The sequence below is a fragment of the Pseudomonas sp. RL_105y_Pfl2_101 genome (assembly GCF_963970585.1).
In the GTDB taxonomy this organism is placed as follows: Bacteria; Pseudomonadota; Gammaproteobacteria; order Pseudomonadales; family Pseudomonadaceae; genus Aquipseudomonas.
This window is the reverse complement of the sequence record NZ_CAXAPG010000031.1, coordinates 48,275-71,337: the sequence shown is the minus strand read 5'-3', so window position 1 is coordinate 71,337 and position 23,063 is coordinate 48,275. Positions and strand designations below refer to the sequence as shown.

Genomic DNA, 23,063 nt, shown 5'->3' with positions numbered 1-23,063 from the left:
CACTGCTCTATCCGCTCCTTCCGGACTTCGATGACCTGAAGCCCAACACTTTCGAAACCTACTTAACTCATTGAATCTCAAGGAGTTTTCCGTTTCGACTGCGCCGGAAGTGGGGCGAATTATAGACTTCCAGAATCTGCCGTCAATCATTAATTCCGCTTTTCTATCAATAAGTTGCGCAACACTGGCAAATCCACTGCTTTCGCCCTTAAGAACCACCTCTCTCTATATAGAAGAGGGAACTCAAAGAACCCCCGCTTCTCTGAAGGCCGTCACCGCCGCTTCGTCCAGCCCCAATACTCGCTGCAGCACCTCCAGCGTATGCTCCCCTAATAAAGGGGGTGCATTGCGATATTCAACTGGCGTCTCGGAGAGTCGAATCGGGCTGGCCACCTGCGGCACGCTACCAGCCAATACGTGAGGCAATTGCATTGCCAATCCGCGCGCCTGCACCTGAGGATCGGCAAACACCTGGGCAAGGTCGTTGATTGGCCCACACGGCACACCCGCCTGCTCCAACTGAGCCACCCACTCGGCGGTGGTCTTGAACACCGTCGCCTGACGGATCAATGGAATCAACACCGCCCGATTCGCCACTCGCAGCTTGTTTGTGGCAAAACGCGGGTCGTCAGCCCACTGCGGTTGACCGGCAACCTCAGCGAACCTCCGGAACTGGCCGTCATTACCCACCGTAAGGATGAAATCGCCATCAGCCGTAGGAAAATCCTGATAAGGCACGATGTTCGGATGAGCATTACCCAACCGCTTCGGCGCATTACCTGTGGTCAGGTAATTCATCGCCTGATTGGCCAGGCAAGCCACTTGGACATCCAGCAAGGCCATATCGATGTGCTGCCCGCCACCGGCATGATCACGATGCGCCAGCGCCGCCAAAATAGCAGCAGTCGAATACAGCCCCGTGAGGACATCCGTCAGCGCGACCCCAACCTTCACCGGCCCCGCCCCCTCATCACCCTCAGGGCGGCCAGTCAGGCTCATCAAGCCTCCCAACCCCTGAATCATGAAGTCATACCCAGCGCGCTTGGCATAAGGGCCTGTCTGGCCAAATCCGGTGATTGAGCAATAGATCAATTGCGGATTGATCGCCTTTAGCGACGCGTAGTCCAGACCATAAGCCGCCAGCCCGCCAACCTTGAAGTTTTCGATCAGGATATCGGACTTGGCCGCCAGCTCTCGCACCAACCGTTGCCCCTCTGGACGCGTGAAATCGATGGTCACCGACTGCTTATTGCGATTGGCCGACAGATAGTAAGCAGCCTCGGTCGTGTTCTCACCTCGGGCATCCTTCAGGAAAGGCGGGCCCCAGGCGCGCGTGTCGTCACCATTGCCGGGGCGCTCGACCTTGATGACATCAGCCCCCAGGTCCGCCAGGATCTGCCCGGCCCACGGCCCGGCCAGGACCCTCGATAAATCCAATACCCGCAGATGCGAAAGCGCGCCCATGAACGTTCCCCTATTAATAGAACGCCTGGATACCGGTTTGCGCACGCCCCAGGATCAGCGCATGAACGTCATGCGTGCCTTCGTAGGTGTTTACGACCTCCAGGTTCACGAGATGACGAGCAATGCCGAACTCATCGGAAATACCGTTGCCGCCCAGCATGTCCCTCGCCATACGGGCAATATCCAGGGATTTGCCGCAGGAGTTGCGCTTCATGATCGAGGTGATCTCGACCGCCGCCGTGCCTTCATCTTTCATACGCCCCAGACGCAGGCATCCCTGCAGGGCCAGCGTGATTTCGGTCTGCATATCGGCGAGCTTCTTCTGGATCAACTGATTGGCTGCCAGCGGACGCCCAAACTGCTGGCGGTCCAGCGTGTACTGGCGAGCGGTATGCCAGCAGAACTCAGCGGCTCCCAAGGCCCCCCAGGAGATGCCATAACGCGCCGAGTTCAAGCAAGTAAAGGGGCCTTTCAGACCACGGACATCCGGAAAGATGTTCTCTTCCGGAACGAATACGTTGTCCATCACGATTTCGCCAGTGATCGAGGCACGCAGCCCGACCTTGCCGTGAATGGCCGGCGCACTCAGCCCCTTCCAGCCTTTCTCGAGGACGAAGCCGCGGATATCGCCGGCGTCGTCTTTACCCCAGACGACAAAGACGTCTGCGATCGGACTGTTAGTGATCCACATTTTGCTACCCGTCAGGCTGTAGCCACCGTCCACCTTGCGCGCCCGAGTAATCATCGCGCCCGGGTCGGAACCATGGTTCGGCTCGGTCAGACCAAAGCAGCCGATCCATTCACCAGACGCCAGCTTTGGCAGATACTTCTGTTTTTGTGCCTCAGTCCCGAACTCATTGATCGGGACCATGACCAGCGAGGACTGCACGCTCATCATTGAGCGATAACCGGAATCGACGCGCTCGACCTCACGAGCGATCAGGCCATAGCTGACGTAATTCAGCCCACTGCCGCCGTACTGTTCAGGAATGGTTGCCCCCAGCAGGCCGACTTCACCCATCTCGCGGAAAATCGCCGGATCGGTCTTCTCATGACGGAACGCTTCCAGCACCCGCGGCGCGAGTTTCTGCTGGGCGAACTGCTCAGCAGTGTCGCGGATCATGCGCTCTTCTTCGGTGAGCTGCTGATCCAGCAACAATGGATCGATCCAGTTGAAGCTCGCTTTACCGGCCATGAAAGAGTCCTCGCCAATTAAATGGAAATCGTGGATTGATCCTAGGCGCGCTTTCCTACAAGGGCAAACGAGGATTACGCACTATCTTGTGCTAATTTCTCACTCCGTAATCGCCGTAAACCCCGTTTATGCCGACATTGTGTGAGGCTGCGTACATGCGCCGTAAAATCCCCAGCACCACCGCCCTGATCAGTTTCGAGGCCGCTGCACGTCATGAGAGCTTCACCAAGGCGGCGCATGAGCTTTCTCTTACGCAAGGTGCTATCTGTCGACAGATCGCCAGCCTGGAAGACTTCCTCAGCGTGGAGCTTTTCAGACGCTCACGCCGAGGCGTCAAACTGACCGAAGCCGGCCTTTCCTACAGCCGTCGAGTTGCCACCCAACTGGATGCCGTCGAGCGCGACGCTCTTTCAGTGATGGGGCACACCGGTGCGAACGTGATCGAACTGGCCGTGGTTCCAACCTTCGGCACTCAATGGCTGCTACCACGCCTCAAGGATTTTCAGCAGCAGCATCCGGAAGTCACCGTCAACCTGACCAACCGCACACGGCCCTTTCTCTTTGCGGACACAGAGTTTGATGCCGCCATCTATTTTGGCGATGCGGACTGGTCCGGTACCGAATCCCACAAATTGATGGGCGAAAATCCGATGCCGGTATGCAGCCCTACCTTACTGGGAGACCGGACGAGCCTGACACCAGAAGCCATCGCCGAATTGCCCTTGCTCCAGCAGACCACTCGCCCGTATGCGTGGCGCCAGTGGTTCAACGCCCAGAACCTGAACATTGCACGAGACCTGACAGGTCCGCGTTATGAACTATTCTCCATGCTTGCCCAGGCAGCCATGCACGACATGGGCATTGCGCTGATTCCGCCCTTCTTGATTCAGCGCGAACTGGCAGAGAAACGACTGGTCGTGGCCAACCGTAGCGCGCTATCGAGCGTCAAGGCCTACTACCTGATGATTCCGGAACGAAAGGTTGAATCCGCCTCTCTTCGGGCTTTTCGCGATTGGCTCGTGAACCAGGCAACTAACTATCTCCTTGATTAACAAGGAAAAGCCTAAGACTGCCTTAGGTAGTCAACTAACATAAGTCGCTACAGATATAAGTTTATGTCGCATCCAGTCATTCTGTTATGAAGGCCGTACAGTAGTCTCCAAAGCGTTTAAATACATGGCTTTGAGCCATATTGCGCAGCGCATCAGAGCCTATTCATCTGGCCCATGGGAAAAATTGTCAATTTGAACCTGAATCCTTGGAAAGCACGGCCTACAAGGGATGCCGATCGATAATTGCGACATTCGGTCACAGGGTGACTTGTAGTTAATTTTCCGTCACCCGTCATAATCCCTTGAAGGGCTGAATTTTCGCCTGCAAAATGCCGCGCCCCGCCTGGTTTGGCGGGATCGTGCTGATCGGCCGCCCCAGCCGCACCATCCGAAGTGCCTGGGTTTACTCAATAAGATCACGCAGGAGATTTGACGTGCACATTGGTGTTCCCCTCGAAACCCAAACGGGTGAAACACGGGTTGCTGCTACCCCGGAAACCATCAAGAAGCTGATCGGCCAAGGCCATAAAGTCACTGTTCAAAGCGGCGCCGGTATCAAGGCCAGCGTCATCGACAGTGCCTATGAGGCGGCGGGCGCAACCATTGGCAGTGCCAGTGATGCATTCGGGGCCGAGCTGATTCTCAAAGTGATCGCCCCGAGCGATACCGAACTGACGCTGATCAAGCACGGTACGGTGCTGGTGGGCATGCTCAACCCGTTCAACAACGAAACCATTGCCAAGATGGCCGAGTGCGGCATTACCGCGTTCGCCCTCGAAGCGGCGCCGCGCACCTCGCGGGCGCAGAGTCTCGATGTGTTGTCGTCGCAGGCGAACATTGCCGGCTATAAAGCTGTGTTGCTGGCCGCTCACCATTACCCACGCTTCATGCCGATGCTGATGACCGCCGCAGGCACCGTAAAAGCGGCGCGCGTGCTGATTCTCGGCGCAGGTGTGGCAGGCTTGCAGGCCATCGCAACGGCCAAGCGCCTGGGAGCGGTGATCGAGGCCTCGGATGTGCGTCCGGCGGTCAAGGAACAAATCGAGTCCCTCGGCGCCAAGTTCGTCGACGTGCCTTACGAAACCGACGAAGAGCGTGAATGCGCCGTCGGCGTCGGCGGTTACGCCCGGCCGATGCCGGCCAGCTGGATGCAGCGCCAGGCCCAAGCGGTGCACGAGCGCGCCAAGCAGGCTGACATCGTCATCACCACCGCATTGATTCCGGGCCGCAAGGCACCAACGCTGCTGAGCGCCGAAACCGTCGCGCAGATGAAACCCGGCTCGGTGGTCATCGACCTCGCGGCAGCCCAGGGCGGTAACTGCCCGCTGACCGTGGCCGATCAGGTGGTGATCGAAAATGGCGTGACCATTTGCGGTCCGACCAACCTTGCCGGTGAAGTCGCGGCCGATGCTTCGGCGCTGTACGCCCGTAACCTGCTGGACTTCCTGAAGCTGGTCTTCACCAAGGAAGGTCAGTTCGACGTGAACCTGGAAGACGACATCGTCGCCGCGTGCCTGATGTGCCGCGACGGCCAGGTCATCCGCAAAAACGCCTAAGCAGGGATTCAGACAATGGAAGAGCTTATCTCCCCCGGTATCTACAACCTGATCATCTTCGTGCTGGCGATTTATGTCGGTTACCACGTGGTCTGGAACGTAACACCCGCGCTGCACACACCACTGATGGCCGTGACCAACGCCATTTCGGCCATCGTGATCGTCGGCGCCATGCTTGCCGCCGCGCTGACCGTGACCCCGTTGGGCAAGACCATGGGCACCCTCGCCGTGGCCCTCGCCGCAGTGAACGTATTCGGTGGCTTCCTGGTGACGCGCCGTATGCTTGAGATGTTCAAGAAAAAAGCCCCGAAAGCCGTAAAAGAAGAGGCGCCCAAGTAATGAGCATGAACCTGGTAACGACGCTCTACCTGATCGCGTCCGTCTGCTTTATCCAGGCCCTCAAAGGCCTGTCTCACCCCACCACCTCACGCCGAGGCAACCTGTTCGGCATGCTCGGCATGGCGCTGGCGGTGCTCACTACCGTGGGCCTGATCTATAAGCTCGGTGCTGAGCTGGCCACTGCCGGCATTGGCTACGTCATCGTCGGCTTGCTGGTCGGCGGCACCGCCGGCTCAATCATGGCCAAGCGCGTCGAGATGACCAAGATGCCGGAGCTCGTGGCGTTCATGCACAGCATGATCGGCCTGGCGGCAGTGTTCATTGCCATCGCGGCGGTCGTCGAGCCTCAGTCCCTGGGCATCGTCAAACAGCTCGGTGACTCGATTCCGGCCGGCAACCGCCTGGAACTGTTCCTCGGCGCCGCCATTGGCGCGATCACCTTCTCCGGTTCGGTAATTGCGTTCGGCAAGCTCTCGGGCAAATACAAGTTCCGCCTGTTCCAGGGCGCACCGGTACAGTTTGGCGGCCAGCACAAGCTCAACCTGATCCTGGGCCTGGCAACGCTGGGCCTGGGCCTGACCTTCATGTTCACCGGCAACCTCGGCGCGTTCGCCTTGATGCTGGCCCTGGCCTTTGTCCTGGGCGTGCTGATCATCATCCCGATCGGCGGCGCGGACATGCCCGTGGTGGTCTCGATGCTCAACAGTTATTCCGGTTGGGCCGCGGCGGGTATTGGCTTCTCGCTGAATAACTCGATGCTGATCATTGCCGGTTCGTTGGTAGGTTCGAGCGGTGCGATCCTGTCGTACATCATGTGCAAGGCGATGAACCGCTCGTTCTTCAACGTATTGCTCGGCGGTTTCGGCAACACAGCAGATGCTGCCGGCCCGGCAGGCTCCACAGAAGCCCGCCCAGTGAAATCTGGCTCGGCTGACGACGCGACCTTCCTGCTGACCAACGCCGACACGGTGATCATCGTGCCAGGCTATGGCCTGGCGGTGGCACGGGCGCAGCACGCGCTCAAAGAGCTGACCGAGAAGCTGACCCACCACGGCGTGACCGTCAAATACGCGATCCACCCAGTGGCCGGTCGCATGCCCGGGCATATGAACGTCCTGCTGGCCGAGGCCGAAGTGCCTTACGACCAGGTGTTCGAGATGGAAGACATCAACTCCGAGTTCGGCCAGGCCGACGTGGTGCTGGTACTGGGCGCCAACGACGTGGTCAACCCGGCGGCGAAGAACGATCCGAAGTCGCCGATTGCCGGCATGCCGATCCTCGAAGCCTTCAAAGCCAAGACCATCATCGTCAACAAGCGCTCGATGGCCAGCGGTTATGCCGGCCTGGACAACGAACTGTTCTACCTGGACAAGACCATGATGGTGTTCGGTGACGCCAAGAAGGTCATCGAAGACATGGTCAAAGCGGTGGAATAGCGCTCACGGCTTCACCATAAACGCCCCGACTTGTCGGGGCGTTTTGATTTGTATCAAGGCCGAACGTTACCGATCCGGTAATAATGTTTTGCCTGAAACACTCGTAATAGAGGCCTTAAATGCGACCTTTGTAGCGGGTCGGGCACAGCGCGAATTCACTAGACTGCGCATCTTGCTTTCCAGCCCGAGATAACAACCTATGTACCGTGATCGCATCCGCTTGCCTTCGTTATTGGATAAAGTGATGAGTGCTGCCGAAGCAGCCTTGTTGATTCAGGACGGCATGACCGTCGGCATGAGCGGTTTTACCCGCGCCGGAGAAGCGAAAGCAGTGCCCCACGCCCTGGCTGAGCGCGCCAAGGTCACTCCGCTGAAAATCAGCCTGATGACGGGTGCGAGCCTGGGCAACGACCTCGACAAGGAACTCACTGAGGCCGGCGTGCTGGCGCGACGCATGCCATTCCAGGTCGACAGCACATTGCGCAAGGCGATCAACGCAGGCGAGGTGATGTTCATCGACCAACATCTCTCGGAGACCGTCGAACAACTGCGCAACGGCCAGCTCAAGCTGCCCGATATTGCTGTGATCGAAGCGGTGGCCATCACCGAACAAGGGCATATCGTACCGACCACATCGGTGGGTAACTCGGCCAGTTTCGCCATCTTCGCCCGGCAAGTGATCATCGAGATCAATATGGCCCACAACCCGAACCTGGAAGGGCTGCACGACATCTACATCCCGACCTATCGTCCGACCCGCACCCCAATCCCCCTGGTGAAAGTCGACGACCGTATTGGCAGTCCCGCTATCCCGATACCACCGGAAAAAATTGCCGCCATTGTCATCACCAACCAAGGGGACTCGCCTTCGACCGTCGCGCCTCCGGACAGCGACACCCAGGCCATCGCCGATCACCTGATCGACTTCTTCAAGCAGGAAGTTGCGGCCGGGCGCATGACCAACAAGCTCGGGCCGTTGCAGGCCGGGATCGGCAACATCGCCAACGCTGTGATGTGCGGGTTGATCGATTCCCCGTTCGAAGACCTGACCATGTATTCCGAGGTCCTGCAGGACTCGACATTTGACTTGATCGACGCTGGCAAGCTGAGCTTCGCCTCCGGCAGCTCTATCACGCTGTCGAGTCGACGCAACGCCGAAGTATTCGGAAATCTGGAAAGATATAAGGACAAACTGGTCCTGCGCCCACAGGAGATCTCCAACCATCCCGAGGTCGTGCGCCGCCTAGGCATCATCGGTATCAACACCGCGCTGGAATTCGACCTGTACGGCAACGTCAACTCCACCCACATCTGCGGCACTCGGATGATGAATGGCATCGGCGGTTCGGGGGATTTCGCCCGCAACGCCCACTTGGCGATTTTCGTCACCAAGTCGATTGCCAAGGGCGGTGCCATTTCCAGTGTCGTACCGATGGTCAGCCACGTGGACCATACCGAGCACGATGTCGACATCCTGGTGACCGAGATCGGCCTGGCCGACCTCCGGGGCCTGGCACCAAGGGAGCGGGCACGAGTGGTCATCGACAACTGCGTGCACCCGTCCTACCGCCAAGCGTTGAATGAATATTTCGAAGCAGCGTGCGCCCTGGGTGGGCATACCCCGCATATCCTGCGCGATGCACTGAGTTGGCACCTGAACCTCGAAGAAACCGGGCGCATGTTGGCCGTCTGATACCGCTGGATCCCCCCTATTGCAAATACAGTTTTGAGCGAAGCCTGTCGCTAGCGCCAAGTCTGACAAAAACTGTACTGCTGTACCGGTGTTTTCTTACAGTCTTTTCCCACAAAACATCAGCCAACCACCTATAACGCACCAATATCGCGCAGACAGGTACAGTTGCCTCAATATTGACCAGTACACTGCTCTTTAACAGTTAACTGGTCTCTCACAATACAGGTGAACTGTATCTAGAGAGACTGGCCAAACGAGAGGATCATGGGCACCAGTTAAACCACTACCTAATCCCGCCACAAGCGGAAGGATGTCAACCATGGAACGTACACTCAGTTCCGAGCTGTTTTTCGAAGACAAAGCTGAAAAAAACCAGGCTTCCCTGCCTCTTCGCGTTATCGCTAACCTGATGTTGTGGCAGCGCCGCATCACCAGCCGTCACCAACTGGCTCGTCTGGATTCGCGCCTGCTGGCTGACGCCGGTATCAGCGAAGCACAACGTTACGAAGAGCTGAGCAAGCCGTTCTGGCGCTAACTCAGCGTCGCTGGCCCTGACCCACCGGGTCCACCGCCAGCACCGAATTGAACAAACAAGACCCGTCGCGGGAAACCGCGACGGGTCTTGTCGTTTCCGCGCCTGTTTTTTGGAAGACCGGAGATAAAACAGTTCAGGGTAAAATAAAAACATACCAGTACAGTTAATCTTGAGCCGTAGCGCTCAATGCGTGCATCATGCTGCCGATGATTGCCGCAAAGGGCTGTCACCCAACGCGTTCTATCCTAATATCAATGCGAACGTGGCGAAGCGAGTCGAGCATGCGTCTCCTCTTCCAGCTACACGCACTGGCATCACCTCATCCTTCAAGGAGTTTCCTCATGATTCGTCTTCGCCTGCTCAGCACAGTTGCCCTGCTGGCCGTAGCCGCCCACTCCAACGCCAGCAGCTTTGTCGTTACCACTGACTCGATCGTCGGCGCACTCAAGGCCACGTCCGACGTGACTTCCGATGCAACCTCATCACTGCGGGACAACAAGATCGTTCAAGCCGCCCGTGATGACGCCGCCAGCTTCGTGGCCAGCGAGGGCGCCATCCGGGGTGTGAAACTGGAGAGTGCCCTGGATTACATCCGCCAGCAGGCACCACAGCTCAACGCCACCGATGCACAGCTGGCCCAAGCTATCCTGGTGATCTGATGCAACATGAAACATCGGGCGCCAAATGGTGTTCCGATGTTTCAACACTGGCTCTGGCCCGCAGGTTTGCGCTAGCCTTCAGACTCGCCATCAACCATCGAGTCCCATGCGCTCTTACTCAGATCTGTTCTTAGCGTCTTTCTTTGTAGTTTTTTGCTGGTCAGTCCCAGCCCATGCTTTCGATGTGTCCACCCAGCAAGTGGTGGTCAGTGGCTATGCCACGAGCATGGTGACCTCCGCGCCCTTCGACCATAAACTGATCGTCGCCGCTCACGATGACGCTGCAGCCTTCATCGCCAGCGACGGGCAGTTGCGAGGTGCACAACTGGAATCGGCCCTGGATTACCTGCGCCGGACCCAGCCAAAACTTCACGTCAGCGACCTTGAACTGGCACAGGCAATTCTCGTCCAATAGTTATCCCTATTTCTCCGGAGTCGTTCCATGCGTAGCCCGCTGATTGCTGCCGCCCTAGGCCTGCTGGTGTTGGCCGATGTGGCCCAGGCACACACCCTGGTAGCCACCAGTAACATCATCGTTCGCGCTTCCCAGCGCACGATTGATTTCACCTCCGACACCACCACCTCCATCCGTGATTCAAAAATCGTCCGCGAAGCCCACGACGACGCAGCCAGTTTTGTCGCTAGCAATGGTGAAATTCGTGGCGCTCATCTCGAGGCCGCCTTCGACACCTTGCGCACCCGCGTGCCGGAAGCCCGCGACGCCAGTGACCAGGTTCTCGCCGAAGCCATCCTCGCATTGTGAGGCGGTTCGCCGCCTGGCTGGCGGCCGGGGTCTTGCTGCTCACGGGCAGCATGGCCCAGGCCGGCCTGCAATTGCACCTCAATGTCGAAGGACTGAGCCCGGCGCAACAGCAGGCCAGCCAAGCGCTGCTCGATGAAGCCATGCAGACGCTGCCACCGCGCTTCATCGAGCGGCTGGACCGACGCATCGATGTCGGCTGGACCGACCAGATGCCCGCCAACGCCTACGGGCAGGCCTCGCTGGTGTCGCAACTGGACCTCAATAGCAACCTGCTCGACAGCCTTGTCGACGGCAGCGCCGCGACGCAAAAGACCCATCGCCCCCACGGCACCGTACGGCGGGAAATGCTCGCCACCGTCCTGCACGAACTGACCCACATTTATGACCGCTCACGCCTATGGCCAGATGCCGAGCGTACGCTGATCCAGCGTTGCACTCGACACAACAGCAGCGTCGGGCTGATCGGTCTTCCCGATGAATGCCGGGGCCAGAACGACCGCCGTTTCACCCTCAGTGATGATCCGCGCTTACTGGACCTCGCCGGCTGGCCGCAATACGTCGGCCGGCGCGGTGAGCGGGAACAGCACAACCGCCAAGTTGCCCGCAGCCCGGATCTCTATGAAACGAGCAGCCCCAAGGAGTTCGTCGCGGTCAACATGGAGTACTTTCTCCTGGACCCGAGCTACGCCTGCCGACGCCCCGCCCTGTATCGCTATTACCAGGAACACTTCGGTTGGGCACCCGCCGTCAAGGACACCTGCGCCAAATCGTTCGCGTTCCTCAACGCCGGAAACGACTTCGCCAAGACGCCACTGGGCAAGGTCGATCCAGAGCGGGTCTATGCCATTGATTACCTGCTGGCCGAAGCCAATCAGAACTGGGTGAGCCGCTGGGGCCACAGCATGCTCCGGCTGGTGATCTGTGCACCGAGTCGCCCACGTGGCCCGAACTGCCGACTGGATCTGGACCAACACCTGGTGCTGTCATACCGCGCCTTCGTGGGCGATGTGCAGCTATCGAGTTGGGATGGGCTGGTAGGCAAATATCCGTCGCGCCTGTTCGTCTTGCCGTTGGCGCAGGTGATCGATGAATACACCAAGACCGAACTGCGCAGCCTGGCATCGGTGCCGCTGAACCTGTCGCGCACTGAGATCGAGGAGACGGTCGAACACGCCGCCGAAATGCATTGGAGTTACGACGGCAACTATTACTTCCTGTCCAATAACTGCGCAGTGGAAAGCTTGAAGCTGCTGCGCAGCGGCAGCAATAACGAACAGCTCAAGGGCCTGGACAGCATCCTGCCCAACGGTTTGTTGGAAGTCCTCAAGGGCCGGGGACTGGCGGACACCAGCGTGCTGGATGATCCCAAGGAAGCTTTGCGCCTGGGCTACCGCTTCGACTCATTCCGCGAGCGGTACCAGGCCATGTTCGATGTGCTGAAGAAGTATCTGCCGATCAAGCAGCAAACGGTGGAAGACTGGCTGGCCCTGAACGCCGCCGAACGCCGCGTCTGGTTCGAACGGGCCAACCTGCGCACCAGCGCGGCGCTGTTGCTGCTGGAACAGGCCAGTTATCGTCGGCAACTGTTGTTGGCGCAGGATGAAGTCAAACAGCGTTACCTCGGAGCCCGTGAATTGCAGAATGGCGGCATGGAAAAGGCTAACGCGACGTTGCAGCAGATCCTTGCCAACAGCGGTTTCCTGAGCCGTCCGGCCGAACTGCTGGGCAGCAGCGGCTACGGCTTGCCGCAACCCAGTGAGTGGCAACGCCTGGAATCGCAAAGCAGCTTGCGTCAGAAACAGCTTCAAACGCTGACAGGCGACCTGGACAAGGAAGTCAGGGCTTTGCTTGAGCCGAGTCGCGCCGCTGAAATTGCTGCGAGCGAGGCCAATGTGAAAGCGATCGGCGAACATTTACGCAAGCTGCACAAGGCCGGGGGCGGGTTGGAATTGCCCTGACGAGCACGCCCTCAAGCGCAGCGCCTGGAATCACGCATGAAGCAATAAAAAAGGGGTTCAGAACCACGTTCTGAACCCCTTTCTACGTGCCGCCAGTCAAATCAACAATCAGCTGACACGCGCCTTGCGCACACCATCAGCCAGGGCGGCACACAAGCTCAACACGCCATCAATCGCCTGCTCCGAGGTATCGGCATTGGCGATATGGTCAATCAGCGCCGAGCCAACCACTACCCCATCAGCCAATCGTGCGATGGCCGCAGCCTGCTCCGGCGTACGAATTCCGAAACCAATGCTGATTGGCAAATCGGTGTGGCGACGCAAGCGCGCCACGGCTTCTTCCACGTGCTCCAGCGTCGCGGCACCGGCACCGGTCACACCCGCCACCGACACGTAATATACAAAGCCCGAACTGCCATCGAGCACCGTTGGCAAACGCACGTCGTCGGTGGTTGGCGTGGTCAGGCGGATGAAGTCCAGGCCCGCTGCCTGGGCCGGTTCGCACAGCTCGCTGTTGTGCTCGGGCGGCATGTCTACAACGATCAGACCATCCACGCCAGAGTCCAGCGCCTCGCCAATGAAACGTTGTACGCCATAACGGTGGATCGGGTTGAAGTACCCCATCAGCACCAGCGGTGTCTCGCCGTTTTCTTTGCGGAACTCACGAACCATCTGCAGGGTTTTCGCCAGGTTCTGCTGGGCGCCCAAGGCACGAATATTCGCCAACTGGATCGCCGGGCCGTCGGCCATCGGGTCGGTGAACGGCATGCCCAGCTCGATCACATCGGCACCGGCCGCGGGCAGGCCCTTGAGGATTGCCAAAGAGGTGTCGTAGTCCGGGTCGCCAGCCGTGACAAAAGTCACCAGCGCAGCGCGGTTCTGTTCCTTGAGTTCGGCAAAGCGGGTTTGCAGGCGGCTCATCAGTGTTTCTCCTGCTGGGACTGTTCCATGTGGTGCATCACGGTTTGCATGTCTTTGTCGCCACGACCGGACAGGTTGACCACCATCAAGTGATCTTTCGGCAGGTTGGGTGCGCGTTTGAACACTTCCGCCAGGGCATGGGCACTTTCCAATGCAGGAATGATCCCTTCCAGTCGGCAGCATTTGTGAAAGGCTTCCAGGGCTTCGGCGTCGGTCACCGAGGTGTACTGGACGCGGCCAATGTCGTGCAACCAGGCGTGTTCCGGACCGATGCCGGGGTAGTCGAGACCCGCGGAAATCGAATGAGCGTCGATGATCTGACCGTCGTCGTCCTGCAACAGGAAGGTGCGGTTGCCGTGCAGTACACCGGGGACGCCGCCGTTCAGGCTCGCCGCATGCTTACCGGTCTCGATGCCATAACCGGCGGCTTCGACGCCGATGATCTCGACACTCTTGTCGTCCAGGAACGGGTGGAACAGACCCATGGCGTTGGAGCCGCCGCCGATGCACGCCACCAGGCTATCCGGCAGGCGACCTTCCTGGGCTTGCAACTGCTCGCGGGTTTCCTTGCCGATCACGGCCTGGAAGTCACGCACCATCGCCGGATACGGATGCGGGCCAGCCACCGTACCGATCAGGTAGAACGTGCTGTCAACGTTGGTGACCCAGTCACGCAGGGCCTCGTTCATTGCATCCTTCAGCGTACCGGTACCGGCGACCACCGGGATCACTTCAGCGCCCAGCAGCTTCATGCGGAACACGTTGGCCTGCTGGCGCTCGATGTCGGTGGTGCCCATGTAGATCACGCACTCGAGGCCAAAACGTGCGGCGACAGTGGCGGTGGCCACACCGTGCATGCCGGCGCCGGTCTCGGCGATGATGCGTTTCTTGCCCATGCGTCGCGCCAGCAGGATCTGGCCGATGCAGTTGTTGATCTTGTGCGCGCCGGTGTGGTTCAGCTCTTCACGCTTGAGATAGATCTTGGCGCCGCCGCAGTATTCGGTCAGGCGCTCGGCGAAGTAGAGCGGGCTCGGACGACCGACGTAATCGCGCTGGAAGTAGGCCAATTCTTCGAGGAACGCCGGATCTTCCTTCGCCACTTCGTATTCGCGGGCCAGATCGAGGATCAGCGGCATCAGGGTTTCGGCCACATAGCGGCCACCGAAGGCACCGAACAGGCCGTTGGCATCGGGACCGCTGCGCAGGTTGAAAGGGGTCGTAGACTGGGTCATCGGGCGCTCCAAGCAAATGCATTGAAAGACAATGAGGTTCACTCTACCCCTGACATCCCCGGCTGAAAACCGATAAGATCGCCACAACCTGTCAGAAAAACTCACAAATAACATGAGCCACGACCTTCCCCCCCTCAATGCCTTGCGCGCCTTCGAGGCCACCGCCCGCCTGAACAGCGTAAGCCAGGCGGCCGAACAGCTGCACGTCACCCATGGCGCTGTAAGTCGACAGCTGAAGGTGCTGGAAGAGCATTTAGGTGTCAGTCTGTTCGCCAAGGATGGGCGCGGCCTGAAACTCACAGATGCCGGCATGCGCCTGCGCGATGTCAGCGCCGATGCGTTCGAGCGACTGCGTGGTGTTTGTGCAGAGCTGACGCAAAGTACGGCCGATGCCCCGTTTGTCCTGGGCTGCTCGGGAAGTTTGCTGGCACGCTGGTTTATTCCCCGCCTGGGCAGGCTCAATGCCGACCTGCCCGATTTGCGCCTGCATCTGTCCGCTGGCGAGGGCGATCTGGACCCCAGGCGACCAGGACTGGACGCCTTGCTGGTATTCGCCGAACCTCCCTGGCCGGCCGACATGCAGGTGTATGAGCTGGTGAGCGAGCGGATCGGCGCCGTGATGAGCCCGCACTACGCCGGATTCGCCCGTTTGCAGGCCGCACCGGCCAGCGCGCTGCTGCACGAGTCGTTGCTGCACACCACCTCCCGCCCACAGGCCTGGCCGACCTGGGCACAGCAAAATGACCTTGATCCCGGGGCATTGAAGCTCGGGCAAGGATTCGAGCATCTGTATTATTTGCTGGAGGCCGCCGTAGCGGGGCTCGGCGTGGCGATCGCGCCCGAGCCGCTGGTGGCCGAGGACGTGCGCGCCGGTCGTCTGGTCGCGCCGTGGGGTTTCGATGAAACGGCGGCGCGACTGGCGTTGTGGCTACCCAAGCGCGCCGCAGATGGACGCGCTCGGCAATTGGCCCAGTGGCTCAGGCACGAGCTGAGCCAACCGACTCAGTCTGCGCGTTTGCACAGCAAATAAGCAGCCAGCAAACCAAGCGCACCGACCGCGACACCCGCTGTGGTCCATGGATGCTCCTGCGCATAGTCGCGTGTGGCGATCCCGGTTTCACGGGTTTTCACCTTGACCTCTTCATACGCGTCGCTGAGCAGATGGCGAGAATGTTTCAGGGCGTTCTCGGCATTGGCCTTGAGCGACTTGAGGGTCTTACGCGACTCGTCCGAAGCATCGTCCTTCAGGCTCTCCAACGACTTAAGCAGACTCTCGATCTCCGCTTCCATGCTTTGCAACGAGGCTTTACGTAACGAATTGCTGGCCATGGTGGCTCTCTCCTGCAGTGGTTGAGTGGCGTGTGTGAATTGGGACTGCGCGCGTTTCTGAAAGTGCAGTAAATCTGAACTTCAGCGCGCAAACGGCGACACACGTATGACGAAAAATCGCTGCTAGGCTGTTAAACACAACCAAGGAGAACCTCATGAGTGATCATCACACCTACAAAAAAGTCGAGCTGGTCGGCTCGTCTCCCACCAGCATTGAAGACGCCATCAACAACGCCTTGGCCGAGGCCAGCAAAAGCCTCAAGCACCTGGAGTGGTTCGAAGTCACGGAAACCCGTGGACATATCGAAAACGGCCGGGCCGCGCACTTTCAGGTCACCCTCAAAGTCGGGTTCCGGATTGTAAATAGCTGAGGAACGATGAACTTGCACGCTGGCGGAGTGCCATAGGAGATGGCGATGCGCTATGGCATGCGCATTCTATTTTTTCCATTACCTGCCCTATTTGATCCGACCAAGGAGTGCGAGCGATGAACAAGTTGATGGTGGCCCTGGGCTTGCTGAGCCTTGCCGGTGGTGCGTTTGCGGCCGGCAAGCCCTGCGAAGAGCTGAAAAGCGAAATCGCAGCGAAGCTGGATGGCAAGGGCGTGTCAGGTTATTCGCTGGAAATCGTCGAGAAAGGCACAGCGACTGACGGAAAAGTCGTAGGCACCTGTGAGGGTGGTACGAAAGAAATCATCTATAAAAAGTGATTCTTTTCGAACGTCAAAGCCGACGCAATGCGTCGGCTTTTTTATGCGCGTCATTCAGCCTTTCATGACCTGCGCCAGCAACTCGTATGAGTGCAAACGATCGGCGTGTTCGTACAGATCACTGGTGAAAATCAGCTCATCGGCCTGGGTTTGCTCGATCAGCACTTGTAGCTTGGCGCGAATCTTCTGCGGGCTGCCAACCATGGCTAGGCCGAGGAAATCACCCACCGCCTCTTTCTCATGGGGCAACCAGAGGCCGTTCATGGTTTCGACAGGCGGACGCTGCACCAGGCTCTGGCCACGCATCAACGCCAGGATCCGCTGGTACACCGACGTCGCCAAGTAATCGGCCTGTTCATCCGTATCCGCCGCCACCAGCGGCACGCCAAGCATCACATAAGGCTTGTCGAGCACTGCCGACGGCTTGAAGTGGTTGCGGTAGACGCGAATCGCCTCGTGCATATAGCGCGGTGCGAAATGGGAGGCGAATGCGTAGGGCAAACCGCGTTCACCGGCCAATTGCGCACTGAACAGGCTCGAACCCAGCAGCCACACCGGCACATTGGTGCCGGTGCCGGGCATGGCGATGATGCGTTGGTCCGGGGTGCGCGGGCCCAGATAACGCATCAGCTCGGTCACGTCTTCGGGGAAATCGTCCGCGCTGCCGGAGCGCTCGCGACGCAGCGCCCGGGCAGTCATCTGGTCGGAACCTGGCGCACGCCCCAGCCCCAGGTCGATTCGACCCGGGTAGAGGCTTTCCAACGTGCCGAACTGTTCGGCGATGATCAACGGCGCGTGATTGGGCAACATGACGCCGCCGGAGCCGACACGAATCGTCGAAGTGCCCCCCGCCAGATACCCCAGCAGCACCGCCGTCGCGGAGCTGGCGATACCGTCCATGTTGTGGTGTTCGGCCACCCAGAAGCGGGTATAACCGTACTTTTCCACGTGCTGCGCCAGGTCCAACGAGTTGCGCAAGGACTGGGCGGCATTGCCATCGGCGCGAACAGGCACCAGGTCGAGGGTTGAGAATTTCACTTCGGACAGCTGTTTCATGGGCTGGGATCTCCAACGGCGTTCCGGGCTTTTCCAGGGCAAAAGCCTGCCGTTTCTACAGGTGTGCTCCATGCAATGTGGGCATATACCCGAGTTTCAATAGCCGCGAAGAATTTTCCTACTAAATTTGTCAGCTAATCGACAAGGTGAACTTTTCCGGGCGGTCTATCCTCACAACCCAGACAGCTAAAAAATACCCAGGCGCGTCTCTCGCGCCAGATCTTCAGGAGGCAGACATGGCTATCATCAAGAAAGCATCGGCTCATTGGGAAGGTGACCTGAAAACCGGTATCGGCTCCATTTCCACGGAAACCGGTGTGCTGCGCGATGCGCCCTATGGCTTCAAGGCGCGCTTCGAAGGCGGCAAGGGCACCAACCCAGAGGAATTGATCGGCGCGGCCCATGCCGGCTGCTTTTCCATGGCCTTTTCGATGATCCTCGGTGATGCCGGGCTCAAGGCCGACAGCATCGACACCAACGCTGAAGTGACCCTGGACCAGGTCGATGGCGGTTTCGCGATCACGGCAGTCAAGTTGGTGCTCAAAGCGAAAATCCCCGGCGCCAGCCAGGCGCAATTCGACGAACTGAGCAAGAAGGCCAAGGAAGGGTGCCCGGTTTCCAAGGTACTGAACGCCCAGATCACCCTGGATGCGACACTGGTGAACTGACGCATGAAAGGGTCGCAGCCTTCGCAGGCGCTGCCGAAGGCTGCGATTTCATGAATGCGGTCGAGCTGTTTACCCTGGCGCAATTATGATCGAATGAAGCCTGCAGTTTCAGCGCACAGGCAGTGCGTGCTGCCATGAGGAATTCGAACATGAAACGATCAGCCCTGGTGATCATCGGTTGCGCATTCGCTGCATCAGCCCTTGCAGCCCCCAAATCCTGCGAAGAGCTGAAAGCGGAAATCGAAGCGAAGATCCAGGCCAATAACGTGTCGTCCTACACGCTGGAAATCGTCACCAACGACGAAGTCCACGACCAGAACATGGTGGTGGGCACTTGCGAAAACGGCACGAAGAAAATCATCTACCAGAAGAACGACCGCTAGTCGTCCTACGGAACGCAATTGACTTGTCGCTCTTCGGCCACGATTTGACGCTTGGCGTCATAGAGCCGGGCGCTGGGTGTAAACGCCAGGTTGCGAGCCTCCAGTCGATAGCGCTGGCCGGCCTCGAAATGGTCATAACGCACGAGCATGTAGCACAGCCGCTCTTGTGGCTCGGCTTGCATACCCAGCCCACCACCGCTAAACACCTCGAAGTCGAAGCGAACTTTCAGTTCGTGGCTGCCCGGCGAAACCTGAAAGAACCGTCCATCTCGCAATCGCTGGCCATCCAGGCTTTCAGCCATCAGCATTTTGCCGCCCGGCATGGGGGTAGCAAAATCGATCCACGCCATGTTCGGGTCGACCTGGGGCAGCGGGCTCGTTGCACAACCGCTCATGGAGACCAGGGCCAGTAACAATAAAGGTAAGCGCATGGTGAACTTCCTGAAAATCAGACCCAGAGAATAGCGCCAATCACGTTTGTTGGCAGCCCGCCGGCGTACCTTGCCCCACCACTTTGCGTTGCTGATCATAAAGCTTGGCCCATGGCCGGAAACCAATGCTGCCGGCCTGCAATTGGTAACGTTGGCCCGCATTGAAGTCCTTGAACTTCACGTTCAACCGACAATCACGCCATAGCGGCTCGGCCTCCGGGCCAATGTTGCCGGGCTCGACGGCAAATTGATAACGCACCGTCAGCTCATGGCTGCCGGGTTGCACTTCGAAATAACGCCGGTCGATGGAGGTCTTGTCATCGACTTTTAGCGCTTGCAGCGCGGTGTCCTGCTGGTTTCCCAGGTCGATCCACGCTTGGGATGGATCAGGATCAGGCAAACCGGCGCAACCGGTCAGCAGCAACAGGCCACTCGTCAGCATCAACACGCGCATAGCGAAGCTCCAGGCAAGCGAGATAGTCTTGTGGGCAGACTTCCCAGGGTGATTCCAATTGACCAGGCCGCGTTCAAGCCATCGGTTACTCGACCGTGTTTTCCAGACTTTGTTTCCAGGCCTCCTGCTTTTGTTGCTGAACGGTTGCACAAGCGCCGGTTATTACAGCCAGCTCGTCGGCGGGCAACTGCGATTGTTGCAGGCCCGGGAGCCTATCGACCAGGTCATTGCCGACCCTGCTCGCGATGCCCAACTGAGGGCGCACCTGATCCAGGCACGTGAGGCACGGACGTTCGCCAGTGATCACCTGCATTTACCGAACAATAGAAGCTATCGCCTGTATGCAGACATTGGTCGGCCGTTCGTAGTCTGGAACGTTTTCACCACGCCAGAGTTTTCCCTGGCGCCGCAAAATCATTGTTTCCCCATTGCCGGATGCGTGGCTTATCGCGGTTATTACAGCCAGGGCGCCGCCCGTGGCGAGGCCGCATTGCAGCGCTTGCAGGGCATGGACGTGTCGATCGGTGGTGTAGAGGCCTACTCGACACTGGGTTGGTTCAACGATCCAATCCTGAGTTCGATGATGCATTGGGGCGACGAACGCCTGGCGACGCTGATCTTCCATGAACTGGCGCACCAGCGGTTTTATGTGAAGGACGACACCGAATTCAATGAGTCCTTCGCCACCTTCGTCGAGCAAGAAGGCAGCCGGCAATGGCGCGCCAGTCGTGGGCTGGCGCCGGATAACGGCAAGCAGGTGCGCCAGCGCGACCAATTTATCCAATTGATCCTCGACACCCGCCAGCGCCTGGAAGAGCTCTACACCCACCCCCTGTCGACCGAACAGATGCGCCAACGCAAGGCACAGGTATTCGAACGCCTGCGCACCGACTATGAGCAGTTGCGCGACACTCAATGGGCCGGCGACAAACGCTACGATGCCTGGGTCTATGCCCCACTGAACAACGCGCGGTTGCTACCGTTCGGGCTGTACGACCAGTGGGTGCCGGCGTTTGCGGCGCTATTCAGGCGGGAGGGCGGGGACTGGGTTGGGTTTTATGCGGCGGTGGAAAAACTCGGCAAATTGCCGATCGACGAACGCAAGGCTGCTTTGAAGGCGTTGGCAGCGCCGAAAACCTCTGCGAACTAGGCACACGTCATCGCGTGTAGGAGCTGCCGAACGAAGCGAGGCTGCGACCTTTTCCCTGACGCTTGAGCCTCAAGTGAAAGATCACAGCCTGCGGCAGCGCCTACACAACGCACAAAAAAGGGCATGCCGATTCATCGGTATGCCCTTTTGATTGCCGCTTTCTTCCCCCTGAGCGAGGTACTTGCAGCAATTACGGGTTGACGCTGTCTTTCAAGAACTTGCCTGGTTTGAAGGCAACGGTGTTGCTGGCCTTGATCTTCACCGGCTCACCGGTCTGTGGGTTTTTGCCAGTGCGTGCGCCGCGGTGGCGTTGCAGGAAAGTGCCGAAGCCCACCAGGGTGACGCTGTCCTTGCGGTGCAGGGCGCCGGTGATTTCTTCGAGGACGGCGTTGAGGACGCGATTGGCTTGTTCTTTGGTGAGGTCTGCTTTTTCCGCGATGGCGGCGGCGAGGTCTGGTTTACGCATGAATGAAGCCCCTTTGACGGTTTTTTTGTTGTTATGTCCGTGCCGTTCTCTTTGGAACAGCCCCTAAGGCGCCGCAGGCTCTACTCTGCGGCAGACGAGAGTGAGGATGGCACGGTGCCGAAAACAGCGCCAGTGTCCGGGCGACCTTTGTGGGACCAAAAGCAGGGCTTTTGCGACAGAACGACCAGTATTTACGCCAGCAGGGGTGGAAGTTCTTTGTTCAGTGCCAGTTTCTCCATGACCGCCGAGCCTGTCAGCGCGTAGCCCAGCAGGTTGCCTTGAGCGTCGCGGCATAGCGCCTTGATGTCCGCGCCCTGGCCTTCGACGCTCCACACGCCCTCGCTGCCTCGCGGTGGTGGCGACACCACCAGAGGGCACACCGGGGTTTTTACAGTAATTGGCATGGCGCCGTAGCTGACGGCCGTCCGGTTGCCGACCAGGGTCTGGGCCAGGGCCCGGGCGCAGCTCATCAGCGGCATGACATACAGCAGGTTCAAGCCGTCGACCTCGGCGCAGTCGCCCAGGGCGTAGATGTTGGCGTGAGAGGTTTCCAGGTGGCGGTCGACCACGACGCCGCGGTTGACCGCCAGGCCGGCGGCCGCCGCCAGGTCTATACGAGGGCGCAAGCCGATGGCCGAAACCACCAGGTCACAGGCAATCACCTGACCGTCGGACAGGTGCGCCTCGAGCCCGTCGGCGACCGTCTGCAAGCGGTTGAGCACGGGGCCCAGGTGGAAACGCGCGCCGAGGCTTTCCAACCCGGCCTGGACCGCAGTAGCTGCGGCCGGGTGCAGCAGCGTCGGCATGACTTGCTCGCACGGCGCCACCAGTTGCACTTCGTAGCCGCCCAGGCTCAGGTCGTTGGCGAACTCGCAACCAATCAGTCCAGCACCAAGCAACAACACCCGGCGCTTGCCGGCGGCGGCGGCCCTGAAGCGTGCGTAGTCTTCCAGGTCGTTGATCGGAAAAATCAGCTGCGCCGCATCGCCCTGCACCGGCACGCGCACGGTTTCGGCGCCCCAGGCCAGGATCAGGTCACGGTAGCTCACCGCCTCTTCGCCGATCCACAGCCGTTTATGGCCAGGATCGATGCCGCTGATACGGGTGTGGGTGCGTATTTCAGCCTTGAGTTGCTCGGCCATACCCCCCGGCTCGGCCATGCTCAGGCCGTCGGCATCCTTGTTTTTTCCAAAGCCTGTGGAGAGCATCGGCTTGGAATACGAGCGACCGTCGTCCGCGGTAATCAGCAGCAGCGGGGTTTCGCTGTCGAGCTTGCGAAACTCCCGGGCCAGGTTGTAACCGGCCAGCCCAGTACCGACGATGACGACAGGTGCACTCATGTTGCTCTCCAGTGGGGGGAACGATCAGTTGATTTCGATCATTTCGAAATCCATTTTGCCGACGCCGCAGTCCGGGCACAGCCAGTCTTCGGGGACGTCTTGCCAGAGAGTGCCGGCCACGATGCCATCATCCGGCCAACCCTCGGCTTCGTTGTAGATCAGGCCGCAGACGATACATTGCCACTTCTTCATTCCAATACTTCCTCAAGATGTCAGGCCTTGGCCGGTATTTTCCGGCTCAGGGCCGTTTTGTACTGATCGCTTGCGACAGATG

At 59.2% G+C, this 23,063-nt stretch carries 27 protein-coding genes; 16 read left to right on the top strand and 11 right to left on the bottom strand.

Translation table 11 applies throughout. The features are described from left to right. Positions 1-243: 243 nt before the first annotated feature. Entirely contained in the window at positions 244-1,464 is a 1,221-nt protein-coding gene (locus AACY31_RS23870) for a CaiB/BaiF CoA transferase family protein (protein WP_339505151.1), read from the bottom strand. A gap of 13 nt (positions 1,465-1,477) precedes the next feature. After that, a complete protein-coding gene (locus AACY31_RS23865) occupies positions 1,478-2,659 on the bottom strand; it encodes an acyl-CoA dehydrogenase (protein WP_339482383.1) in 1,182 nt (393 codons plus the stop codon). Between the two features lie 155 nt (positions 2,660-2,814). On the opposite strand from AACY31_RS23865, the gene AACY31_RS23860 reads away from it, so the two are divergent. The 10 genes from AACY31_RS23860 (at position 2,815) to AACY31_RS23815 (ending at position 12,650) form a co-directional block, all read left to right on the top strand. Then, positions 2,815-3,711: a LysR family transcriptional regulator gene (locus AACY31_RS23860; RefSeq protein WP_339482385.1), complete on the top strand. Its 897-nt coding sequence runs from the start codon at positions 2,815-2,817 to the stop codon at positions 3,709-3,711. 434 nt (positions 3,712-4,145) lie between these two features. Next, positions 4,146-5,267 carry a Re/Si-specific NAD(P)(+) transhydrogenase subunit alpha gene (locus tag AACY31_RS23855; RefSeq protein ID WP_339482386.1) on the top strand — a complete coding sequence of 374 codons (1,122 nt, stop codon included), beginning with the start codon at positions 4,146-4,148 and terminating at the stop codon, positions 5,265-5,267. Positions 5,268-5,282: 15 nt separating this feature from the next. Continuing rightward, the gene (locus tag AACY31_RS23850) at positions 5,283-5,606 is read left to right on the top strand and encodes an NAD(P) transhydrogenase subunit alpha (protein ID WP_003187010.1); all 324 of its coding nucleotides are present in this window, start codon (positions 5,283-5,285) and stop codon (positions 5,604-5,606) included. Then, complete coding sequence (locus tag AACY31_RS23845) at positions 5,606-7,042, top strand: NAD(P)(+) transhydrogenase (Re/Si-specific) subunit beta (RefSeq protein WP_339482387.1); 1,437 nt, start codon at positions 5,606-5,608, stop codon at positions 7,040-7,042. Before AACY31_RS23850 ends, AACY31_RS23845 begins: the two co-directional genes overlap by 1 nt. 199 nt (positions 7,043-7,241) lie before the next feature. After that, entirely contained in the window at positions 7,242-8,735 is a 1,494-nt protein-coding gene (locus tag AACY31_RS23840) for an acetyl-CoA hydrolase/transferase family protein (protein ID WP_339482388.1), read from the top strand. Positions 8,736-9,054: 319 nt separating this feature from the next. Beyond that, positions 9,055-9,270, top strand: a complete 216-nt coding sequence (locus tag AACY31_RS23835; protein WP_339482390.1) for a DUF1127 domain-containing protein — start codon at positions 9,055-9,057, stop codon at positions 9,268-9,270. 341 nt (positions 9,271-9,611) lie between these two features. After that, on the top strand, positions 9,612-9,929 hold the full coding sequence (locus AACY31_RS23830) for a DUF2388 domain-containing protein (RefSeq protein ID WP_339482391.1): 318 nt from the start codon (positions 9,612-9,614) through the stop codon (positions 9,927-9,929). Between the two features lie 106 nt (positions 9,930-10,035). Then, positions 10,036-10,344 carry a DUF2388 domain-containing protein gene (locus tag AACY31_RS23825; protein WP_339482392.1) on the top strand — a complete coding sequence of 103 codons (309 nt, stop codon included), beginning with the start codon at positions 10,036-10,038 and terminating at the stop codon, positions 10,342-10,344. A 27-nt stretch (positions 10,345-10,371) separates the two neighbouring features. Then, complete coding sequence (locus AACY31_RS23820; RefSeq protein WP_003187020.1) at positions 10,372-10,692, top strand: DUF2388 domain-containing protein; 321 nt, start codon at positions 10,372-10,374, stop codon at positions 10,690-10,692. Further along, on the top strand, positions 10,689-12,650 hold the full coding sequence (locus AACY31_RS23815; protein WP_339492524.1) for a DUF7844 domain-containing protein: 1,962 nt from the start codon (positions 10,689-10,691) through the stop codon (positions 12,648-12,650). Before AACY31_RS23820 ends, AACY31_RS23815 begins: the two co-directional genes overlap by 4 nt. A 108-nt stretch (positions 12,651-12,758) precedes the next feature. Here the strand turns inward: AACY31_RS23815 and trpA are convergent, their stop codons facing one another. Continuing rightward, positions 12,759-13,571, bottom strand: coding sequence for a tryptophan synthase subunit alpha (trpA, locus tag AACY31_RS23810; RefSeq protein WP_339492525.1), 813 nt, complete (start codon positions 13,569-13,571; stop codon positions 12,759-12,761). Next, entirely contained in the window at positions 13,571-14,803 is a 1,233-nt protein-coding gene (gene trpB, locus AACY31_RS23805; RefSeq protein ID WP_339482398.1) for a tryptophan synthase subunit beta, read from the bottom strand. The genes trpA and trpB overlap by 1 nt, the downstream gene beginning before the upstream one ends. A gap of 112 nt (positions 14,804-14,915) precedes the next feature. Here trpB and AACY31_RS23800 point away from each other — a divergent pair, with 112 nt between their 5' ends. Beyond that, positions 14,916-15,833: a LysR family transcriptional regulator gene (locus AACY31_RS23800; protein WP_339482399.1), complete on the top strand. Its 918-nt coding sequence runs from the start codon at positions 14,916-14,918 to the stop codon at positions 15,831-15,833. On the opposite strand, the gene AACY31_RS23795 is transcribed toward AACY31_RS23800, so the two are convergent. Then, entirely contained in the window at positions 15,806-16,132 is a 327-nt protein-coding gene (locus tag AACY31_RS23795) for a DUF883 family protein (protein ID WP_339482401.1), read from the bottom strand. The two genes, AACY31_RS23800 and AACY31_RS23795, sit on opposite strands and share 28 nt — an antisense overlap. Positions 16,133-16,287: 155 nt before the next feature. On the opposite strand from AACY31_RS23795, the gene AACY31_RS23790 reads away from it, so the two are divergent. Both AACY31_RS23790 and AACY31_RS23785 read left to right on the top strand, forming a co-directional pair. Further along, positions 16,288-16,503 (top strand): dodecin, encoded by a 216-nt coding sequence (locus AACY31_RS23790; protein WP_003196424.1) that lies wholly within the window; start codon positions 16,288-16,290, stop codon positions 16,501-16,503. 116 nt (positions 16,504-16,619) lie between these two features. Beyond that, complete coding sequence (locus AACY31_RS23785; RefSeq protein WP_339482403.1) at positions 16,620-16,841, top strand: DUF1161 domain-containing protein; 222 nt, start codon at positions 16,620-16,622, stop codon at positions 16,839-16,841. Between the two features lie 54 nt (positions 16,842-16,895). On the opposite strand, the gene AACY31_RS23780 is transcribed toward AACY31_RS23785, so the two are convergent. Further along, complete coding sequence (locus AACY31_RS23780; protein WP_339482405.1) at positions 16,896-17,897, bottom strand: LLM class flavin-dependent oxidoreductase; 1,002 nt, start codon at positions 17,895-17,897, stop codon at positions 16,896-16,898. Between the two features lie 236 nt (positions 17,898-18,133). Here AACY31_RS23780 and AACY31_RS23775 point away from each other — a divergent pair, with 236 nt between their 5' ends. After that, positions 18,134-18,565, top strand: a complete 432-nt coding sequence (locus AACY31_RS23775) for an OsmC family protein (RefSeq protein WP_339482406.1) — start codon at positions 18,134-18,136, stop codon at positions 18,563-18,565. 149 nt (positions 18,566-18,714) lie between these two features. After that, on the top strand, positions 18,715-18,948 hold the full coding sequence (locus tag AACY31_RS23770) for a DUF1161 domain-containing protein (protein ID WP_339482407.1): 234 nt from the start codon (positions 18,715-18,717) through the stop codon (positions 18,946-18,948). A gap of 5 nt (positions 18,949-18,953) precedes the next feature. Here AACY31_RS23770 and AACY31_RS23765 read toward each other — a convergent pair whose 3' ends face one another. Then, a complete protein-coding gene (locus AACY31_RS23765) occupies positions 18,954-19,379 on the bottom strand; it encodes a PA0061/PA0062 family lipoprotein (protein ID WP_339482408.1) in 426 nt (141 codons plus the stop codon). Between the two features lie 40 nt (positions 19,380-19,419). Then, the gene (locus AACY31_RS23760) at positions 19,420-19,833 is read right to left on the bottom strand and encodes a PA0061/PA0062 family lipoprotein (RefSeq protein WP_339482410.1); all 414 of its coding nucleotides are present in this window, start codon (positions 19,831-19,833) and stop codon (positions 19,420-19,422) included. A 58-nt stretch (positions 19,834-19,891) separates the two neighbouring features. Here AACY31_RS23760 and AACY31_RS23755 point away from each other — a divergent pair, with 58 nt between their 5' ends. Next, the gene (locus AACY31_RS23755) at positions 19,892-20,983 is read left to right on the top strand and encodes an aminopeptidase (RefSeq protein ID WP_339482411.1); all 1,092 of its coding nucleotides are present in this window, start codon (positions 19,892-19,894) and stop codon (positions 20,981-20,983) included. A gap of 190 nt (positions 20,984-21,173) precedes the next feature. Here AACY31_RS23755 and AACY31_RS23750 read toward each other — a convergent pair whose 3' ends face one another. From AACY31_RS23750 to AACY31_RS23740, 3 genes are all read right to left on the bottom strand, one after another. Then, complete coding sequence (locus AACY31_RS23750; RefSeq protein ID WP_024616330.1) at positions 21,174-21,449, bottom strand: HU family DNA-binding protein; 276 nt, start codon at positions 21,447-21,449, stop codon at positions 21,174-21,176. A 191-nt stretch (positions 21,450-21,640) separates the two neighbouring features. Further along, positions 21,641-22,789 (bottom strand): NAD(P)/FAD-dependent oxidoreductase, encoded by a 1,149-nt coding sequence (locus AACY31_RS23745; RefSeq protein WP_339505148.1) that lies wholly within the window; start codon positions 22,787-22,789, stop codon positions 21,641-21,643. Positions 22,790-22,813: 24 nt separating this feature from the next. Beyond that, positions 22,814-22,981 (bottom strand): rubredoxin, encoded by a 168-nt coding sequence (locus AACY31_RS23740; protein ID WP_339482416.1) that lies wholly within the window; start codon positions 22,979-22,981, stop codon positions 22,814-22,816. Positions 22,982-23,063 lie beyond the last annotated feature (82 nt).

Excerpts from the sequence above, each read along its gene's own strand:
- AACY31_RS23870 (WP_339505151.1), bottom strand. The coding sequence starts at position 1,464 with ATGGGCGCGCTTTCGCATCTGCGGGTATTGGATTTATCGAGGGTCCTG.
- AACY31_RS23865 (WP_339482383.1), bottom strand. The coding sequence starts at position 2,659 with ATGGCCGGTAAAGCGAGCTTCAACTGGATCGATCCATTGTTGCTGGAT.
- AACY31_RS23860 (WP_339482385.1), top strand. The coding sequence starts at position 2,815 with ATGCGCCGTAAAATCCCCAGCACCACCGCCCTGATCAGTTTCGAGGCC.
- AACY31_RS23850 (WP_003187010.1), top strand. The coding sequence starts at position 5,283 with ATGGAAGAGCTTATCTCCCCCGGTATCTACAACCTGATCATCTTCGTG.
- AACY31_RS23845 (WP_339482387.1), top strand. The coding sequence starts at position 5,606 with ATGAGCATGAACCTGGTAACGACGCTCTACCTGATCGCGTCCGTCTGC.
- AACY31_RS23840 (WP_339482388.1), top strand. The coding sequence starts at position 7,242 with ATGTACCGTGATCGCATCCGCTTGCCTTCGTTATTGGATAAAGTGATG.
- AACY31_RS23835 (WP_339482390.1), top strand. The coding sequence starts at position 9,055 with ATGGAACGTACACTCAGTTCCGAGCTGTTTTTCGAAGACAAAGCTGAA.
- AACY31_RS23830 (WP_339482391.1), top strand. The coding sequence starts at position 9,612 with ATGATTCGTCTTCGCCTGCTCAGCACAGTTGCCCTGCTGGCCGTAGCC.
- AACY31_RS23825 (WP_339482392.1), top strand. The coding sequence starts at position 10,036 with ATGCGCTCTTACTCAGATCTGTTCTTAGCGTCTTTCTTTGTAGTTTTT.
- AACY31_RS23820 (WP_003187020.1), top strand. The coding sequence starts at position 10,372 with ATGCGTAGCCCGCTGATTGCTGCCGCCCTAGGCCTGCTGGTGTTGGCC.
- trpA (WP_339492525.1), bottom strand. The coding sequence starts at position 13,571 with ATGAGCCGCCTGCAAACCCGCTTTGCCGAACTCAAGGAACAGAACCGC.
- trpB (WP_339482398.1), bottom strand. The coding sequence starts at position 14,803 with ATGACCCAGTCTACGACCCCTTTCAACCTGCGCAGCGGTCCCGATGCC.
- AACY31_RS23800 (WP_339482399.1), top strand. The coding sequence starts at position 14,916 with ATGAGCCACGACCTTCCCCCCCTCAATGCCTTGCGCGCCTTCGAGGCC.
- AACY31_RS23795 (WP_339482401.1), bottom strand. The coding sequence starts at position 16,132 with ATGGCCAGCAATTCGTTACGTAAAGCCTCGTTGCAAAGCATGGAAGCG.
- AACY31_RS23790 (WP_003196424.1), top strand. The coding sequence starts at position 16,288 with ATGAGTGATCATCACACCTACAAAAAAGTCGAGCTGGTCGGCTCGTCT.
- AACY31_RS23785 (WP_339482403.1), top strand. The coding sequence starts at position 16,620 with ATGAACAAGTTGATGGTGGCCCTGGGCTTGCTGAGCCTTGCCGGTGGT.
- AACY31_RS23780 (WP_339482405.1), bottom strand. The coding sequence starts at position 17,897 with ATGAAACAGCTGTCCGAAGTGAAATTCTCAACCCTCGACCTGGTGCCT.
- AACY31_RS23775 (WP_339482406.1), top strand. The coding sequence starts at position 18,134 with ATGGCTATCATCAAGAAAGCATCGGCTCATTGGGAAGGTGACCTGAAA.
- AACY31_RS23770 (WP_339482407.1), top strand. The coding sequence starts at position 18,715 with ATGAAACGATCAGCCCTGGTGATCATCGGTTGCGCATTCGCTGCATCA.
- AACY31_RS23765 (WP_339482408.1), bottom strand. The coding sequence starts at position 19,379 with ATGCGCTTACCTTTATTGTTACTGGCCCTGGTCTCCATGAGCGGTTGT.
- AACY31_RS23760 (WP_339482410.1), bottom strand. The coding sequence starts at position 19,833 with ATGCGCGTGTTGATGCTGACGAGTGGCCTGTTGCTGCTGACCGGTTGC.
- AACY31_RS23750 (WP_024616330.1), bottom strand. The coding sequence starts at position 21,449 with ATGCGTAAACCAGACCTCGCCGCCGCCATCGCGGAAAAAGCAGACCTC.
- AACY31_RS23745 (WP_339505148.1), bottom strand. The coding sequence starts at position 22,789 with ATGAGTGCACCTGTCGTCATCGTCGGTACTGGGCTGGCCGGTTACAAC.
- AACY31_RS23740 (WP_339482416.1), bottom strand. The coding sequence starts at position 22,981 with ATGAAGAAGTGGCAATGTATCGTCTGCGGCCTGATCTACAACGAAGCC.